The organism is Phocaeicola sp., from assembly GCF_057861905.1.
Window position 1 is genome coordinate 44,721 of the sequence record NZ_DBMACV010000006.1, and the last position, 16,852, is coordinate 61,572.

Here is a 16,852-nt window from a genome sequence, read left to right on the forward strand (position 1 = left end):
GAGAAATTGATGAAGTGTTACCATTCTGTATAACAGCATATTACAGGTAAAGTTCATCAAATCATCGTTTTTTCATTCATCACAAAACCGTACGAAAATGACAACAGAAGAAGCAAAAAAGATAAGAATCGCAGACTATCTGCACAGTCTGGGGTATTCCCCAGTAAAGCAGCAGGGGGTAAACCTCTGGTACAAATCTCCGTTCAGGGAAGAGAACGAGCCATCGTTCAAGGTAAACACAGAGCGTGAACAATGGTTCGATTTCGGTCTGGGAAAGGGCGGCAACATCATCGCACTGGCGGCACATCTTTACGCAACGGAGAGTGTTCCGTATATCCTGAAACGCATAGAGGAACAGACACCGCATGTCCGTCCCGTGTCTTTCTCTTTTCGCAGGCAGTCTGCCACCGAGCCGAGTTTCCAGCAGCTTGACATCGTGCAGCTGTCTTCTCCTGCCCTGCTCTCTTACCTGCAGGAAAGGGGGATAAATACGGCACTGGCGAAAAGAGGATGCCGTGAGGCACACTTCACCAACAACGGCAAACGGTATTTCGCCATTGCCTTTCCGAACATATCGGGTGGATATGAAATCCGCAACCGATATTTCAAGGGCTGCATCGCACCGAAGGAAATATCACATATCAGACAAACGGGAGAGCCGAGAAAAGCATGTTACGTTTTTGAGGGATTCATGGACTACCTGTCCTTTCTGACACTAAGGCTTGAAAGCTGTCCGCAATCCCCCGATTTCGACAGACAGGACTACATGGTTCTGAACTCTGTTGCCAATGTTTCCAAGGCACTCTATCCGCTGGGCAGCTATGAGCGCATCCACTGTTTCTTTGACAATGACCGTGCAGGAATGGAAGCCCTGCAGCAAATCAGAAAGGAGTATGACAATACCAGACATATACGTGACGCTTCACACATATACGGCGGATGCAAGGATTTGAACGAATACCTGCAAAAACAGGCAGCGGCAAAGAAACAGACTCAATCCATCAAAGTGAAGACACCGCCCAATAAACCGGGAGGCTTTCGGTTATAGCCCACTATAACTACACGCTTCGCTTACGTAGTTGTGGGCTCTCCCGAGGGGATTAGGGTTTTACCCTAATAACCCACTCAGGGCGTTTCTCCCCTGAGAACCCGGAGCAAAGAGTGACCCTCTCTTTGCAATCTCCGCTTATGGGTTGCACCCCTAAGAACCCCATGCGTTTGCGGACAGCGGAAAAGCAAGCAATAAAGTACAAATCAAAAAACAAGTATCTATGGCAACAAAATCAAGCATACATATCAAACCCTGCAACATCACATCGAGCGAGGCTCACAACAGAAGGACTGCCGAATACATGCGCAACATCGGAGAGTCCAGAATCTATGTGGTTCCTGAACTCTCCACCGACAACGAACAGTGGATAAATCCCGACTTCGGCAGTCCGGATTTGCGGACGCATTATGACAATATCAGACAGATGGTAAAGGAAAAGACCGGACGTGCCATGCAGGAAAAGGAGCGTGAACGCAAAGGCAAGAACGGTAAAATAGTCAAGATTGCGGGATGCTCCCCCATACGTGAAGGAGTGCTGCTTGTCAGGTCGGACACCACACTGGCAGACGTGCGTAAATTCGGTGAGGAGTGTCAAAGACGCTGGGGAATCACACCGCTGCAAATCTTCCTGCACAAGGATGAAGGGCATTGGCTGAACGGTCAGCCGGAAGCGGAAGACAGGGAAAGCTTCAAAATCGGGGACAGATGGTTCAAGCCGAACTATCATGCCCATATCGTTTTCGACTGGATGAACCACGAAACCGGAAAGAGCCAAAAGCTCAATGACGATGACATGATGCAGATGCAGACCCTCGCATCAGACATCCTGCTGATGGAGCGTGGGCAGTCAAAGGCTGTTACGGGTAAGGAGCATCTGGAACGGAATGATTTTATCATTGAAAAGCAGAAAGCCGAGCTGCAACGCATGGATGCTGCCAAACGGCACAAAGAAGAACAGATAAATCTTGCCGAGCAGGAACTGAAACAGGTAAAATCAGAGATACGTACTGACAAGCTAAAGAAGACAGCCACCACGGCAGCGACAGCCATAACAAGCGGAGTTGCTTCTCTTTTCGGAAGCAGAAAACTGAAAGAACTGGAACATGCCAACGAAAAACTGCAAGACGAGGTCTCAAAACGGAACACCAAAATTGAAAAACTGCAGAGCCAGATACAGCAGATGCAGAAACAGCATGATATGCAAATCCACAATCTCAAGGAAATGCACAGACAGGAACTTGACATGAAGGAAAAGGAGCTGTCACGACTCGCCAGAATCATAGACAAGGCTTTCAGGTGGTTCCCGATGTTCAGGGAAATGCTTCGCATAGAAAAGTTCTGTGCCATGCTGGGGTTCTCTAAAGAAATGACCGAAAGTCTTTTGGTCAAGAAAGAATCCTTAAAATGCAGCGGTAAAATCTATTCCGAGCAGCACAGACGAAACTTTGACGTAAAGGATGATGTTTTTAGGGTGGAGAATGACCCTGACGATGAAAGCAGACTGAGCCTGACAATAAACAGGAAGCCGATTGCCGAGTGGTTCAGGGAACAATGGCACAGGCTTAGATACGGAACAAGAGTACCGCAACAAGAAGAAAAGAAAAGTAGAGGAATTAAGATGTAACTTGATAGTTTGCGACTCTAGATTCCCGATTATCAATTAAATTGTGTATCTTTGCCAATGGTTAGAGGAAACTCTTTCCAAGACATGTTAGAATTAGAAGAAGCGTTATGCTAGTCGTGGTGTCGGAAACCTAGGAAATTTCTTAAGACATACAAACGATGATGGCATAGTGGTTCTCACGCTATAGCGTGGGCTGCTATTGTTATATCTGTTTGTATGGGTTTTCCTAGGACCTCCGACACAGGTGAACGATTTGTGGTTCACGCTTCGTGCGTTAGGAATGACAATTAACCAATAAACATAGTTCATATGAACATTAAGCAATGCATCTATTTATTTGCCGCAATCGCATTTTCACTCTCATCTTGTAGCGATGACAGCGGCATGGGAAATGATTTCGAGCCTAAGACGTATAATGTATTAGGCAAAGTAGAAAAAGGTCCATTTGTCAGCGGTTCTACTATTACCATTCAACCGATGGACGGAAATTTACAAGTACTTGGAAGCTTGTATTCAGCTACCATTCAAGACGATTTAGGCAATTTTTCTTTTGGCTCCAAGTTGTTTGAAGCACCCTATGCGGAATTAACGGCTAATGGTTATTTCTTTAACGAGGTAGAAGGTGAGTTATCATCAGGCACATTAAATCTTCGTGCCTTGGTAGATTTATCTGATGAAACTACAGTAAACGTAAACCTGCTTACACATTTGAAGTATCAAAGAATACAGAAACTCATTGCGGAAGGGGTAAAATTCGGAGAAGCCAATAAGCAAGCACAAAAAGAATTGTTTACCGCTTTCGGACTTCAAAAATATGCAGAAAAAGATGCGTCCACATTTTCCATTGCTGGAGGAACAGATGAGTCTGCTGCTTTGATTGCCATATCTTCTCTGCTACTTGTAGATAGAAGCGAAGCTGCCCTGACAGAATATTTGGCAAAATTATGCAGGGAATTTGGCGAAAATGGAAAGTTTGGAAGCAGCACATTACAACAAATCAGTGAAGACAAAAAGTCATTGAGCAATCAACTTTCTTCTGTAAGAGAAAATATCATAGACCGCTATGACGACCTTGGATTAAAAATTGAAGTAAAAGAATTAGGACACTTCATAGATTGGGATGATGACGGACTTGCAGGAAATGAAACATTGCAAGATGGACAAGAAGTCAAATTGGAGACATCGGAACTTAACGTACCCAATGAAGGAGGAACCTATACAATCAACATATCTTCCCCCATTCCGGTATATCTAACGCCGTTAGTTGATAAAGACGATGACGGACCAATAGACAACATTACAGAAGATAACGTTTTCAATGAAATCTATGAACACATAGAAAATGATGGTATTTCTATAGAAAAAAGCATTAACGAAAACAAGTTGACAATTAAAGTTTCCCGACTAAATTCAAGAGCGGATAAATCGACTTCTGTAACCATATATGATTGTCTTGGCAATGTGGTAGGTGAAGTAAAAGTAATCCAAGAAGGAAATGGAAACACTTCAATACCGAAATTAGGACGGACAGGAGAGCAGGTTGTCGCAGGCTTTGCATTACCCATTGCTCGCGGACTTTCTGATTTTAATCTTATTGAGCAATACTACCACTATAATAAAGAAGCGGATTTGGTAAGTCAATACGTTTACCCCAGTTGTGATAATGTAAAAAACATTTGGAGTAATTTTTATAGTGCCAATAGGATGATTATGCTATTTAAAGAAAAGGAAGCTGAACAGCTCGGTGTTTATCAAGACTATCTTAATGTATTCAGCGCAATGCATTATTACTATATGGCAGTGGCTTGGAAAGACGTTCCTTATATAAATTACGTGCTTGATATAAATAACGCATATAATATCAGCAGAACTCCAATACATGATATTTTCTCGGACTTAAAAGCCAGTTTGGAAAAAGCCATAGATAATCTTGAAGAGAAAAAGAATGAATCGCTTAGTAATGATGCCAATGATTTTTTCTTCTTGTCAAAAGATGTAGCAAGAATATTGCTTGCTAATATTTGTATGTATCAAGGTGAATACAACCAAGCAGAAAAGCTCTTGGGAGAAGTTATCAGCAATGGCTTCTATGAGCTGGATGCTTCCAATTATAACAACAAGGAAACCATTACGAATTTATTTAATAATGGAAGCAGCAAAGAAACCATATTTGCAGCTCATAATGAACCTCAATCACGTGGAAATATTTCGATTGGCACCCCTCCATTAGTTCCCATAATGACTTATACTGATGTAGTTTTGTCTTATGCTGAAAGCCTTTATAAAAATGGTAGGACATTGGAAGCCGAATCACAGTTGCAAAAAGTAATCACAGCTAAACATATTAGCGTAACAGGTGAAAATACTTTGGAGAAGATAAAAGATGCAAGACTACAGTTGATGCTTTATACCAACACAAACTTCGCATTCATGAAAAGAAACAATTTTGCAAAAGAGGTATATGGAATTGAAGAATACAGACTGCTATTACCAATACCGCAACAAGAAATAATTGTTAACCCGTCAATGACACAAAATCCAGGATATTAATAAGAATACGACTTAGACCTAAAAAGTTCCACGATTCGCTATTGAATGGTGGAGCTTTTTATATTAAAAAACAATACGATCACAACTAAAACATAAAACTAAAAATTTTCTTTTGAGAGGTCTTAAATCGTTCAATTTCCAAAGAGAGCGATTTCTTTAATTGAACAGCCATAAAGCCCAAGAAAGGCAGATTTGTTTCTTCTTCCTGTGATTGACGTAAGGCAGAAATATACTCCTCTCTATCTTCCTTGAATATCTTAGTAGGAAAAAGGTTGTAGCAAAACTGAATGTAATTCATCAGCAAGCGGGCAGTCCTTCCGTTACCATCTACCCACGGATGAATGGTCACTAAGTTAAGATGGGCATTGAAACTTAATTCGTATTGTTCCCGAAATGTTCCCACTGTCTTTTGCTTTTCCTGTAATAAGGTGCAAAATTCATCTATTTTGGCAGGGACTTTCTGATAATTCATATAAGAACGTCCACCAATACCAGCCGTCACGCCACACAAGCGAAATTCACCTTTGGAAGAATCAAAAGAGCCTCCCATAACGTTATAAATACTGCCTGTCGTACGCATCAATGTCGAATTCAGCTTTTGCAAAAACGCTGAATTAATTGGCTTCTTACATTTGGCTTCCTCTTTGGCAAACTCATAAGCTTTCTTTAAGTCCTCATTCATCAAATGATATACCAAAGGTTTCCCTTTAGCTGTCAATCCCTCATCGAAAAGCATTTGTGCCTCCACTTCGGTGAGTGTAGAACCCTCAATTGCTGTAGAATGGGTAATAAGAGAATAGAGGTAGTACTTTTCATAGTCCACCGCTTCACTAATACCAAGTTGCTGAAACTTCTGGTATAACTGTTCAATCTCTTGCCAAACACCTTGTTCCATTGACGTTTATTTAATTGGATTTATTTCTTTTCAAAGGTAATGTATTTGTATTGCGTAGCCAAAGAAAATAATGACTTACTACTATATTTTTTCGCCTGTGGGGAAAATGTGGGAAAAATCAGACAAGTAAAAAGGCTAAGTAATTGATAATTCAATACTTAGCCTTTCATTCCGTACCCAGGCCCGGGGTCGAACCGGGATGGATGTTACTCCACTGGTGTTTGAGACCAGCGCGTCTACCGATTCCGCCATCTGGGCAACTTGCTTTGGGAAAATGTTTCCCTCAATTGCGGTGCAAAGGTAGACAAATATTTTTAAATGACAAGCGTTTGAGATAAAAAAGTGAAAATATTTTTCATCTAACACTATTTAGAACTCTTTCCAAGCTATGTTCGAAAAATAAAGGTTATCTTAGCATAAACATTTAAAGCTACGCCAATATCATGAATAACAACTACTACTGTATCATCATGGCCGGAGGAATGGGACGCCGTTTCTGGCCTTACAGTCGCAAAGCATTACCTAAACAGTTTCTCGATTTCTTTGGCACCGGACAGACCTTATTGCAACAAACTTTCGACAGATACAAGAAAATTGTTCCTGCAAGTAATATTTATATTACGACTCATACCGATTATAAACAAATCGTACTCGACTTATTACCTGAAATAACAGAGAGCCAACTGATTATTGAAGAGGAAAGACGCAATACTGCACCTTCCATTGCATATGCATCACACGTTATCCAAAGAATCAATCCCAATGCAACGATTGTAGTTGCCCCCTCGGATCATCTGATTCTGAAGGCGGACGAGTTTAAGGAAGCTATCCTGAAGGGACTGGATTTCGCCTCCGAAAACGACAAGCTTGTTACGCTGGGTATCAAGCCCAACCGACCTGAAACGGGATATGGATATATACAGATTGACGAGGAAAAGAAGGGAGATTTCTATAAGGTTAAAACATTCATTGAAAAGCCGGCACGCGAATTCGCCGAAATATTCGTACAGAGCAATGAGTTCTATTGGAACTCGGGTATCTTTGTATGGCATGTGAATACAATCCTGAAAGCTTTCCACGAAATGATGTCGGAAATCTGCCCGCGTGTGGAATGCGATGTTCCCGACTTTACTTCGTGCCCCAACATATCCATCGATTACAGCATCATGGAAAAGGCAAACAATGTATACGTTCAGCTATGCGATTTCGGATGGGCCGATCTGGGTACATGGGATGCACTTTACGATGCTTCTCCTAAAGATGCCAACCATAATGTTATAATCAACAGCAATACACTGCTGTACAACTGCGAGAACAATATCATCCTGATGCCGGAGGGACAGCTTGCCGTAGTACAGGATCTGGACGGCTATCTGATAGCCTCACGCGATAATGTTCTGCTTATCTGCAAGAAAGACGATCAGGATGCCATCCGAAAGTTTGTGAATGATGTAGAAATGAAGTTCGAAGAAAAATACTCCTGATTTCAATTCCATACATACCTTTCCGTCAACTTTGCGTTTGCGTGTGGTAATGCGAAGAAAGGAAGATAATAAGGGTATAAAAAGTTTTTGTACAAAGATTTTTTGTTTTTGTACAAAAAATAAAAAAACGTCCCGACAAATAAACGAAAACGTGCCCACGTTCCAAACGAAACGTGGGCACGTTTTTTAGCAATTGTCCGCAGGCTTATTTCGGCACAGCATCAATACTCGAAGGTAATGCCGATAGTAGGCAATAATGTTCCGCTTTCCTGCTTGATAGACTTCATGACATAACGCTGTTCGGAAAGGGGTGCCGACGGATTTTCTATCTGTCCTGTACTCATCAGCACATCGGGCTGGCGGAGTTTGCTCGCCGTAATGTTCTGGATGTCGAGGTAAATTCCGAACATACACTTCTTCCAGTAGAACATTTTGTCGACACGGATATCCAACTGACCGAATGCGGGCAGACGCTCCGTGTTGTAACGACTGTAATCGTAATAGGCTTTTCCCTGTACATTCCACGCTTCTACCAGCGACGATTTCTCCACATCGTAGGGTGTATACGGGGAACCTCCTATGCAACTGACTTTCATTCCCACACTCCACTGCTTGGGAAAATTGTAGGTACCGCTCACGTTGAAGATAAAACGGTTGTCCCATGCCGACGGGACATAACCGCCTTCCTCACCGTTGCGGAATTCGCTTTTGAAAAGAGTCAATGACGAAGACAAGTTCAGACGCTGTACCAGCAACCATTTGAACATCAGTTCCACACCATACGAACGGCCCTCGGCTGTGGATACCAGACGTTCGTTACCAATCACGCCGTAGTCATTTCCCTTGCAGGCCAAGGGGATGCCGTCGGTTACCGACAGCGGCATATCGTGATAGAACTTATAAAAACCTTCTGCCGACAGTTCCATGTTTTCATTCGGTTGCCATGTCAGTCCGACACTCTCCTGCGATACAGAGATATAATCCAGGTTACGGTTCAAGTACGTCCCGTCGTTTCCCTTGAATCCCAGTGCCGTATAAGGCGGAAGCTGGTAGTACAAGCCCATGTGTCCGCTCAGGAACAGGTTATCGATCAGGCGGAAAGACACCGACAGACGGGGCGAAAGCTGCCGCCAAAGTTCTTTCATCTTGTCACTGTAATTGTTTCCGTCGGTACGTACGCCGAGCGATGCCGTGAAACGTTCGTCGGGTGCCGTATAGTCCATTGAAGCAAAGAGTCCCCAACGGAATAGATCCAGGGCAGTACGGTAGTCGAATACTTGTGCCTCATCGGTAAAGACTCGCTGATAAGTCGTATTGGAGTATTGTGAATAATTCAGCTCGATGCCGGCATTCAGCTTCCACACGTTCCATGTAGACGTATTTTCCATCCGCAGTTTCGTTTCCTGTTCTACCGAACGCAGGCGGAGAGTCAGGTTGTCTTCCGAGCTTTCGTCGTTGTTAAGATACTTCAGGTTACGGTTGTTCAGATAGCTGTGACTCAAGGTAACCGACTGCACATGTGGTCCGGCATAATGACGATAGACGCCTCCCAGCGTAAAGGTTTCCTGATTGATTTTCGGCAGATACCCTAAAATGTATTCAGCATCCTCACCTTCGATGTCAAAATTCAGTTTCATGCGGTCTATGCCTCCCAATCCGAGCAGGGTAAGTTCATTCTGATCGTTGAAACGGGTTTTCAACTTGAACGAAGCATCCGTATAAGCCGGAAGCAACGGCAATCCCAAAACCTTAAAGAGCATCTGCAAATACGACTGCCGGACAGAAACCAGATAAGAGGTTTTGTCGCCCAGATGTCCGTTGGAAGTAAGTGACACTTCCGAAGCTCCCAGTGTTGCTTTTACGGAATTGTGCTCCATATCGCCGTCGCGTAAGCTGAAATCGAGCACCGAACTCAAGGCATTTCCCCTGTTGGCAGGAAAAGCTCCGCTGTAGAACTTCACATTTCGTATCAGGTCGGCATCAATCAGTCCCACCGGACCTCCCGAAGCTCCTTGCGTACTGAAGTGGTTAATATTCGGAATTTCTACGCCATCCAGGTAAAAACGGTTCTCCGACGGTCCGCCTCCGCGCACAATCAGGTCGTTTCGATAGCCAATCGGCGAAAAGGCGACTCCCGGATAATTCTGCACTACTCGCGAAATATCACGATTTGCCCCGGGAGCTTTCTCTATTTCCTGCAAGCCGATAACCCGAAGACTGACCGGACTTTCGGGTACCCGCTGAAAAGGAGAAGCTGTGATGGTTACTCCCTCCAACTGGGTTCCCTCCTCTTCCATTTCTATCTGAATGTGCGGTGTGCGATGGTTAACACGGTACTCGGATGTAAAAACTGTTTTGTAACCCAGCATGGACGCTTGCAGACGGTAAATACCTGGAGGAACCTGCTCGACTGCAAAATGTCCTTCGGCATCTGTAGACGAACCTATTCCCAGACCTACAACCAGTACATTGACAAACTCCAGCGGCTTTCGGCTTGTCTTGTCTATCACTGTACCTTCTATCCGGTAGGTTTGAGCATGCACCAGCATACAAACAGCCAGCAGCATGAAGAAAGTAACTGTTCTTTTCGCCATAATATCTTCTTTAGGATTATCATAAATCAAAAAAAGCCATCCTGTGAAAAAGGATGGCTTTCATTCTTGTGTATATCTATAGGAGGAGGTATCAAGCTTTGCCTTCCCAGGCTTTATGAATACTTTCGGCAATGGTCTTAAATTCGTCATCGCTCAATTTCAGTTTCGGATTAGAAAAAAGCATATCCGATTCCTTCTGCATAGGAATCAAGTGAATATGAGCATGGGGAACTTCCAGCCCCATAACGGCCTCACCTACTTTCCGACAAGGGAATGCCTTCTGAATAGCCAGTGCCACATGTTTGGCAAATACATGCATAGCAGCCAGTTCTTCATCGCTTAAATCGTAAATATAGTCGACTTCGCGTTTCGGAACTACCAAAGTATGTCCCTTTACCAACGGATTTATATCCAAAAAAGCATAGAACTGTTCGTTCTCTGCTACCTTGTAGCTGGGTATTTCGCCCGCAATGATCTTACTGAATATAGTTGCCATAATCTGTATATATTAAAAAAGGCAAGCCTGCGACAAAGCAGACTCGCCTCATAGTTAAAACGATATTCCTGTTACTTCAAGACTGATTTTACCCTGCGGGATTGTGATTTCGGCAATATCACCAACTTTCTTGCCCAGCAAACCCTGAGCAATCGGAGTATTTACAGAAATCTTTCCTTGCTTCAGATTGGCTTCTGTTTCCGATACGATAGTGTATGCCATCTTCATACCCGTCTTCACATTCTTCAGTTCTACACGGCTAAGAATCTGTACGGTATCAGCCTTCAACTTTGATGTATCGATAATCTTTGCATCGCCGATGGTGGCTTTCAACTGGTTTATTTTCATTTCCAGCATACCCTGAGCTTCCTTTGCAGCATCGTACTCTGCATTTTCCGACAAGTCACCCTTATCACGTGCTTCGGCAATAGCTGCTACAATTTTCGGACGCTCAACTGCCTCCAGTTGTTTTAGTTCTGCTACCAACTTCTGGTAGCCTTCTTCTGACATATAAGCCATAGTTTTTTTCCTCCTTATTATTCGGTTATTAATTAAATTGTTCTTGCTTATAAAACAAAAAAGAATCCCGATACACAAAAGAATGTATCGGAACCCTTCTCTGTTATGACTTTGGCAAAGATACGCCTTTTTACGATACCAGTCAAGTACCGAAGCGTACTATTTTCACATGCTTTTCAACATGTTATAATAATTTCTTAATTGCTTCCTCCAAGTTGGTTTTCTCACCAATTCGCATGCTCAATTCATTATTCCGACTTACAAGAAAGGCTGTAGGCAACTGGGTTACGCCATACAAGTTTACGTAAGTAGAATAAGGTCCCTGCGGATCGCGTACACAAATCCATGGCAGATTGTCGGCTGCGGTTTTCCAGAAATGCTCATCAGTGTCGAGTGAAATCTGATATATTTCCAAGCCTTGTGAAGCATATTTATCATATATTTCACGCAACAGGAGATTACGAGCTCCCGATTCAGCACTGCCATATGCTGTAAAGTCTATCAAAACAACCTTTCCCTTCAAGTCTGTAAGATGGTGTGTCGTACCATTTATATCCTTCAATGGGATATCGATAATGGAAGTTTCCTGTATCTTGTCAGCAGGAATATCCAAAGGCTTTACCTGGGGAGCGCGGGTATTCTTCATACCTTTTATCACCATATTATATAGATTACGCGAACGATCGGCATGCGGATACATGTTGTTCATACTGGTAGCTACCGCTGCAAAGCATTTTACATCCTCTTTATTGTTCAACGGATCGAAAATCATATATCCGTTCAACACCTGAAACAAGGCGAAATATGCATAGGATTTATTAGGACCGACAAAAATATATTTTCGCTTTACATTATCCTTATATGCATTTACCATGTGCGCCAGACTGTCTTGTACAACGCCAACTGGCATTCCTGATTGTGCCAGCTTATTGACGCGCTCTTGTAAATCGGCCTGCAACAGGACCAGTTCCTTGATTTTCTGGTTATTTTCTGAACCTTGTATGTCGTAATCCGTTGCAAAGTTTTTATAATCAGCCTTAACACCGACAGTTTCAGTAGAATCGACCGAGAAGTTTATAACTTTATTCTCGATTCGCAACCGATAGAAATCAGGCGCTTCAGGACGAGCAGCAGAAAAACTAAAAGTTCCATCACTTCCCAATTCTACAGAATCGAGTGCAACAATACCATCCAGGCCGGTCTGTTCCAAGTACAACATTTTATCGGCAGCATCGGTTACCTCTCCCTGCACTTTAAAAGCAGGCTCGTTGTTGCAGGCTGTTACGCCCGCGAACAACAGAGCTGCAGCGATATAAGCATTTCTTTTCATTAGCGATTATTATTCATTTCGGGATGCAAAGATACGGCTTTTTACGAGTTCACAAAGTTTTTATTCAAGTTCTTACAAAATGACATAATTTTTTTAGCCTGCTTTTCTTTGTGATATTACATAATGTAAGGCCAGGACGAAACAAAATAATATAAAAAAGGAGCATACTACGAAACTTTTATCTCATTTTCACCCAATTACTACAATAATATTTGTATCTTTGCGCGAACTTTAAGAAGACTTTTATATTAAAACATTTTTTATGATCAATCCTATTGTTAAGACGATCGAGTTAAGTGATGGAAGAACCATTACACTCGAAACGGGAAAGCTGGCAAAACAGGCAGATGGTGCTGTTATGCTACGCATGGGTAATACCATGTTGCTGGCTACTGTTTGTGCAGCAAAAGATGCAGTTCCCGGTACAGATTTTATGCCGCTTCAGGTAGAGTACAAAGAAAAATATTCAGCATTCGGACGTTTTCCGGGTGGCTTTACCAAACGTGAAGGCAAAGCTTCTGATTATGAAATCCTGACTTGCCGTTTGGTAGACCGCGCTTTACGTCCGTTGTTCCCCGATAACTTCCATGCAGAAGTTTATGTAAATATCATTCTGTTTTCAGCAGATGGCGTAGACATGCCTGATGCATTAGCAGGTCTGGCTGCTTCTGCCGCACTGGCTGTTTCAGACATTCCGTTCGGAGGTCCTATCTCAGAAGTACGTGTAGCACGTATCGACGGTCAGTTCGTTATCGACCCGACTTTCGAACAGCTTGAAAAGGCTGATATGGACTTGATGGTAGCCGCTACTTACGACAACATCATGATGGTAGAAGGCGAAATGAACGAAGTAAGCGAACAGGATTTGCTGGCAGCTTTGAAATGCGCTCACGAAGCTATCAAGATACATTGTAAGGCACAGATGGAACTGATGGAAGAAGTTGGTTCTACTGTAAAACGCGAATACTGCCACGAAGAAAACGATGAGGATTTGCGTAAAGCTGTTCACGATGCTTGCTACGACAAAGCTTATGCCATTGCAGCATCAGGAAATCACAACAAACATGAACGTCAGGATGCTTTCGATGCTATCTGTGAAGAATTCAAAGCTCAGTTCACAGAAGAAGAACTCGAAGAAAAAGCACCTATGATAGACCGTTATTATCACGATGTAGAAAAAGAAGCTATGCGTCGTTGCATCCTCGATGAAGGTAAACGTCTGGATGGTCGTAAGACAACTGAAATTCGTCCAATCTGGTGCGAAGTTAGTCCGTTGCCTTACCCACATGGCTCTTCAATCTTCACTCGTGGTGAAACACAATCATTAAGTACCGTTACTTTGGGAACTAAACTTGATGAAAAGATTGTAGACGATGTACTCGATCAGCATAAAGAACGTTTCTTGTTGCATTATAACTTCCCTCCTTTCTCAACAGGTGAGGCAAAAGCACAACGCGGTGTAGGTCGTCGTGAAATCGGTCACGGACATTTGGCATGGCGTGCATTGAAAGGTCAGATTCCTGCTGACTATCCTTATTGTGTACGTGTCGTTTCAGATATTCTTGAATCTAACGGTTCTTCTTCTATGGCTACGGTATGTGCCGGAACATTAGCCTTGATGGATGCTGGTGTACCTATCAAGAATCCGGTATCAGGTATTGCAATGGGATTGATCAAAAATGCCGGAGAAGAAAAATATGCTGTCTTGTCGGATATCCTGGGAGATGAAGATCATCTGGGAGATATGGACTTCAAGGTTACAGGTACGAAGAACGGTATTACAGCAACACAGATGGATATCAAGTGCGACGGTTTGACTTACGACATTCTTGAAAAAGCACTGATGCAGGCAAAAGAAGGTCGTGAATATATTCTGAGCAAACTGACAGAATGTATTGCAGAACCACGCAAGGAACTGAAACCAAATGCTCCGCGTATTGAAACTATGACTATTCCGAAAGAATTTATCGGTGCTGTAATCGGCCCGGGCGGAAAGATCATTCAGGGTATGCAGGAAGAAACAGGTGCTACAATCACAATCGAAGAAGTTGACGGTGCAGGACGTATCGAAATTGCTGGAAATAACAAGAAGACTATCGATGATGCTATGCGTCTGATCAAAGGTATTGTTGCTGTACCTGAAATTGGTGAAGTATATCAGGGTAAAGTACGTTCTATCATGCCTTATGGTGCATTCGTAGAATTCCTTCCTGGCAAAGATGGTTTGTTGCACATTTCAGAAATCGACTGGAAACGTCTGGAAACTATCGAAGAAGCTGGTCTGAAGGAAGGTGACGACATCGAAGTGAAGTTGTTGGATATCGATCCGAAAACAGGTAAATTCAAATTATCACACAAGGTATTGTTACCGAAACCAGAAGGTATGGCAGAAGGAAACCACGCAAAACGTGAACGTAAGCCTCAACAGAACAAGGAACAGAAACAATAATCCTTCATATATCTTTAATAAAAAAGGTTGCCTAAGGGCAACCTTTTTTATTATCATATAAAGCCCTTTCAACCCGATTTACAACGGAAATGAAAGGGCTTTACTTATCTACGCATGTAAATACTTACGACAATTACCATCCAGGATATTCTGCATCAGAAGTTCCCCAACCAGCATTTTGAGTCAAAGTACCATTTGACAAATCTATTTGTGCTTTAGGAATCGGCCAAAATCCACCAGTAGCCTCATAACGTTTGGCAAAGCCTCCGCCAAATTCCTTCATTGTCGTTTCTTCTCCACCATTGATAATAGTAACACCTATCTGTTCATTCAATGCTGAAACAACATCTCCCCAACGCATCAAATCGAACCAGCGAATTCCCTCAAACGCTAATTCATGACGTCTTTCCTTCTTCAGATTATCCAACGAATATTCCTTCGGAGCTAATCCAGCACGAGCACGTACCCTATTCATACCATCACTTGTTTCAGTCAGTTCTGAATGCATTAGCAAAACATCCGCATAACGCATCATAACCAAATCTTGAGTCTGACCTAACTGGAAGTTATTTTGGGTATTATACATCAGATTTGAATACGGAACCAAACCACCATCTGAAGTTTTAGCAATAATATTCATATACTTCTTTTGGAAATAACCAGTAAACTCCATCTGATCATTACCATTCCAAGTATAAGTTACCCCTTCAGTAGGATCATTTACATCAAGAATGGAAGCCTTCATTCTAGGATCATTAGGTTCATCCGCAACCCATTCTTCATACAATCCTGTAGTTACAGTGCCACATCCCCAACCTTGTCCAAACGGGAAAGTATTGGTTTCCTGCTGTCCACGCATACCATAATTCAGGTTGTAGATATTTGAAAAGCCATAATCACTCCAAGTTGCATAATTATTACATTTGGTAGCGAACAACACTTCCTTATTGACATCGGTTTCCCATTGAAGAGGAGCTCCTAAAATGTTATTTTGCCCTTTTGTATAATTATAATCATTAATTGTAAATGAGTTAGTATAAGGCCATAGTCCTCTAAAGTCATCAACTAAATCAAATCCACTATTATCACGACAATCCTCCAGCCAACTAACGACCTGATCCTTTGTAACATTTCCACCATCAGTTAAAGGCAAAGAATCTTTTTTATAGTATCCGGTATAAAATAAGAACACACGGGCCATATAAGCCTCTGCTACATATTTAGTTGCATGTCCAGAAAATGTCGGATCATAAGTCTTTTCCGGCATGGTTTCAATGCAAGTCTTTAAGTCGGAAGCAATCTGTGCATAGATTACGTCAGCAGAAGACTTGGGCAGGTTCTCTGCAACTGAGGAAAGCGGCATAGGGACCTCACCGAACATTTGTGCCAACTGAAAATAGAACAATGCTCTCATAAAATGGGCCTCCCCTATTGTTTGAGACTTATCACTATCACTCCAGCCGTCTATTTTATCAGCAGACTCCAACATCAAATTAGCACGATAAATGCCTTCATAACTAGCCTTCCAAAACGGTTCAAAAGCATCGGTACCATAATTCATCAATTTATCAGTCATCTGGTAAGTTCTGTCGGCAGGACCTCCACCTCCAAAACGATCGTCTGAAGCTGCTTCTGCAACAAAAAACGGACTCGACTCCACACTATTTTTTCCGGAATTACTAATAATATGATTTAATGATACGTAAACACCGTTCAGCATCATATTCATATCATCAACAGTTTCAGGAAAGTTTCCTGTATTTTTCTTTGTATAATTTTCTGTATCCAAGAAGTCTTCACAACCGGATAATGTCAATGCAGCAATTGCCGCTATATAAAAATACTTCTTCATAGCTGTTT

At 42.4% G+C, this 16,852-nt stretch carries 11 protein-coding genes and 1 tRNA gene; 5 read left to right on the plus strand and 7 right to left on the minus strand.

The genetic code is table 11. The features are described 5' to 3' along the window. The first annotated feature begins 97 nt into the window (after positions 1-97). The 3 genes from ACZM60_RS02165 to ACZM60_RS02175 all read left to right on the plus strand — a co-directional run bounded on the left by ACZM60_RS02165 (position 98) and on the right by ACZM60_RS02175 (position 5,225). The gene (locus tag ACZM60_RS02165; RefSeq protein ID WP_303522271.1) at positions 98-1,048 is read left to right on the plus strand and encodes a DUF8464 domain-containing protein; all 951 of its coding nucleotides are present in this window, start codon (positions 98-100) and stop codon (positions 1,046-1,048) included. 223 nt (positions 1,049-1,271) lie between these two features. Next, a complete protein-coding gene (locus ACZM60_RS02170; RefSeq protein WP_489520678.1) occupies positions 1,272-2,675 on the plus strand; it encodes a mobilization protein in 1,404 nt (467 codons plus the stop codon). Positions 2,676-2,984: 309 nt separating this feature from the next. Further along, positions 2,985-5,225, plus strand: coding sequence for a RagB/SusD family nutrient uptake outer membrane protein (locus ACZM60_RS02175; protein ID WP_489520679.1), 2,241 nt, complete (start codon positions 2,985-2,987; stop codon positions 5,223-5,225). An 85-nt stretch (positions 5,226-5,310) separates the two neighbouring features. Here ACZM60_RS02175 and ACZM60_RS02180 read toward each other — a convergent pair whose 3' ends face one another. After that, a complete protein-coding gene (locus ACZM60_RS02180) occupies positions 5,311-6,120 on the minus strand; it encodes a Fic family protein (RefSeq protein WP_204968577.1) in 810 nt (269 codons plus the stop codon). Positions 6,121-6,294: 174 nt separating this feature from the next. Further along, a tRNA-Leu gene (locus ACZM60_RS02185) sits at positions 6,295-6,378 on the minus strand. Between the two features lie 182 nt (positions 6,379-6,560). On the opposite strand from ACZM60_RS02185, the gene ACZM60_RS02190 reads away from it, so the two are divergent. Beyond that, entirely contained in the window at positions 6,561-7,604 is a 1,044-nt protein-coding gene (locus ACZM60_RS02190; protein WP_340318909.1) for a mannose-1-phosphate guanylyltransferase, read from the plus strand. A gap of 221 nt (positions 7,605-7,825) precedes the next feature. On the opposite strand, the gene ACZM60_RS02195 is transcribed toward ACZM60_RS02190, so the two are convergent. The 4 genes from ACZM60_RS02195 to ACZM60_RS02210 all read right to left on the minus strand — a co-directional run bounded on the left by ACZM60_RS02195 (position 7,826) and on the right by ACZM60_RS02210 (position 12,543). After that, complete coding sequence (locus tag ACZM60_RS02195; protein ID WP_489520691.1) at positions 7,826-10,171, minus strand: TonB-dependent receptor; 2,346 nt, start codon at positions 10,169-10,171, stop codon at positions 7,826-7,828. 118 nt (positions 10,172-10,289) lie between these two features. Further along, on the minus strand, positions 10,290-10,694 hold the full coding sequence (locus tag ACZM60_RS02200) for an HIT family protein (RefSeq protein ID WP_489520680.1): 405 nt from the start codon (positions 10,692-10,694) through the stop codon (positions 10,290-10,292). Between the two features lie 54 nt (positions 10,695-10,748). Further along, the gene (gene greA, locus ACZM60_RS02205; protein ID WP_340318890.1) at positions 10,749-11,213 is read right to left on the minus strand and encodes a transcription elongation factor GreA; all 465 of its coding nucleotides are present in this window, start codon (positions 11,211-11,213) and stop codon (positions 10,749-10,751) included. A 184-nt stretch (positions 11,214-11,397) separates the two neighbouring features. Further along, a complete protein-coding gene (locus ACZM60_RS02210) occupies positions 11,398-12,543 on the minus strand; it encodes a thioredoxin-like domain-containing protein (RefSeq protein ID WP_489520681.1) in 1,146 nt (381 codons plus the stop codon). A 262-nt stretch (positions 12,544-12,805) separates the two neighbouring features. On the opposite strand from ACZM60_RS02210, the gene pnp reads away from it, so the two are divergent. Beyond that, the gene (gene pnp / locus ACZM60_RS02215) at positions 12,806-14,992 is read left to right on the plus strand and encodes a polyribonucleotide nucleotidyltransferase (RefSeq protein ID WP_489520682.1); all 2,187 of its coding nucleotides are present in this window, start codon (positions 12,806-12,808) and stop codon (positions 14,990-14,992) included. Positions 14,993-15,125: 133 nt separating this feature from the next. Here the strand turns inward: pnp and ACZM60_RS02220 are convergent, their stop codons facing one another. Next, the gene (locus ACZM60_RS02220) at positions 15,126-16,844 is read right to left on the minus strand and encodes a RagB/SusD family nutrient uptake outer membrane protein (protein ID WP_489520683.1); all 1,719 of its coding nucleotides are present in this window, start codon (positions 16,842-16,844) and stop codon (positions 15,126-15,128) included. Positions 16,845-16,852: the final 8 nt, after the last annotated feature.

Excerpts from the sequence above, each read along its gene's own strand:
- ACZM60_RS02165 (WP_303522271.1), top strand. The coding sequence starts at position 98 with ATGACAACAGAAGAAGCAAAAAAGATAAGAATCGCAGACTATCTGCAC.
- ACZM60_RS02170 (WP_489520678.1), top strand. The coding sequence starts at position 1,272 with ATGGCAACAAAATCAAGCATACATATCAAACCCTGCAACATCACATCG.
- ACZM60_RS02175 (WP_489520679.1), top strand. The coding sequence starts at position 2,985 with ATGAACATTAAGCAATGCATCTATTTATTTGCCGCAATCGCATTTTCA.
- ACZM60_RS02180 (WP_204968577.1), bottom strand. The coding sequence starts at position 6,120 with ATGGAACAAGGTGTTTGGCAAGAGATTGAACAGTTATACCAGAAGTTT.
- ACZM60_RS02195 (WP_489520691.1), bottom strand. The coding sequence starts at position 10,171 with ATGCTGCTGGCTGTTTGTATGCTGGTGCATGCTCAAACCTACCGGATA.
- ACZM60_RS02200 (WP_489520680.1), bottom strand. The coding sequence starts at position 10,694 with ATGGCAACTATATTCAGTAAGATCATTGCGGGCGAAATACCCAGCTAC.
- greA (WP_340318890.1), bottom strand. The coding sequence starts at position 11,213 with ATGGCTTATATGTCAGAAGAAGGCTACCAGAAGTTGGTAGCAGAACTA.
- ACZM60_RS02210 (WP_489520681.1), bottom strand. The coding sequence starts at position 12,543 with ATGAAAAGAAATGCTTATATCGCTGCAGCTCTGTTGTTCGCGGGCGTA.
- pnp (WP_489520682.1), top strand. The coding sequence starts at position 12,806 with ATGATCAATCCTATTGTTAAGACGATCGAGTTAAGTGATGGAAGAACC.
- ACZM60_RS02220 (WP_489520683.1), bottom strand. The coding sequence starts at position 16,844 with ATGAAGAAGTATTTTTATATAGCGGCAATTGCTGCATTGACATTATCC.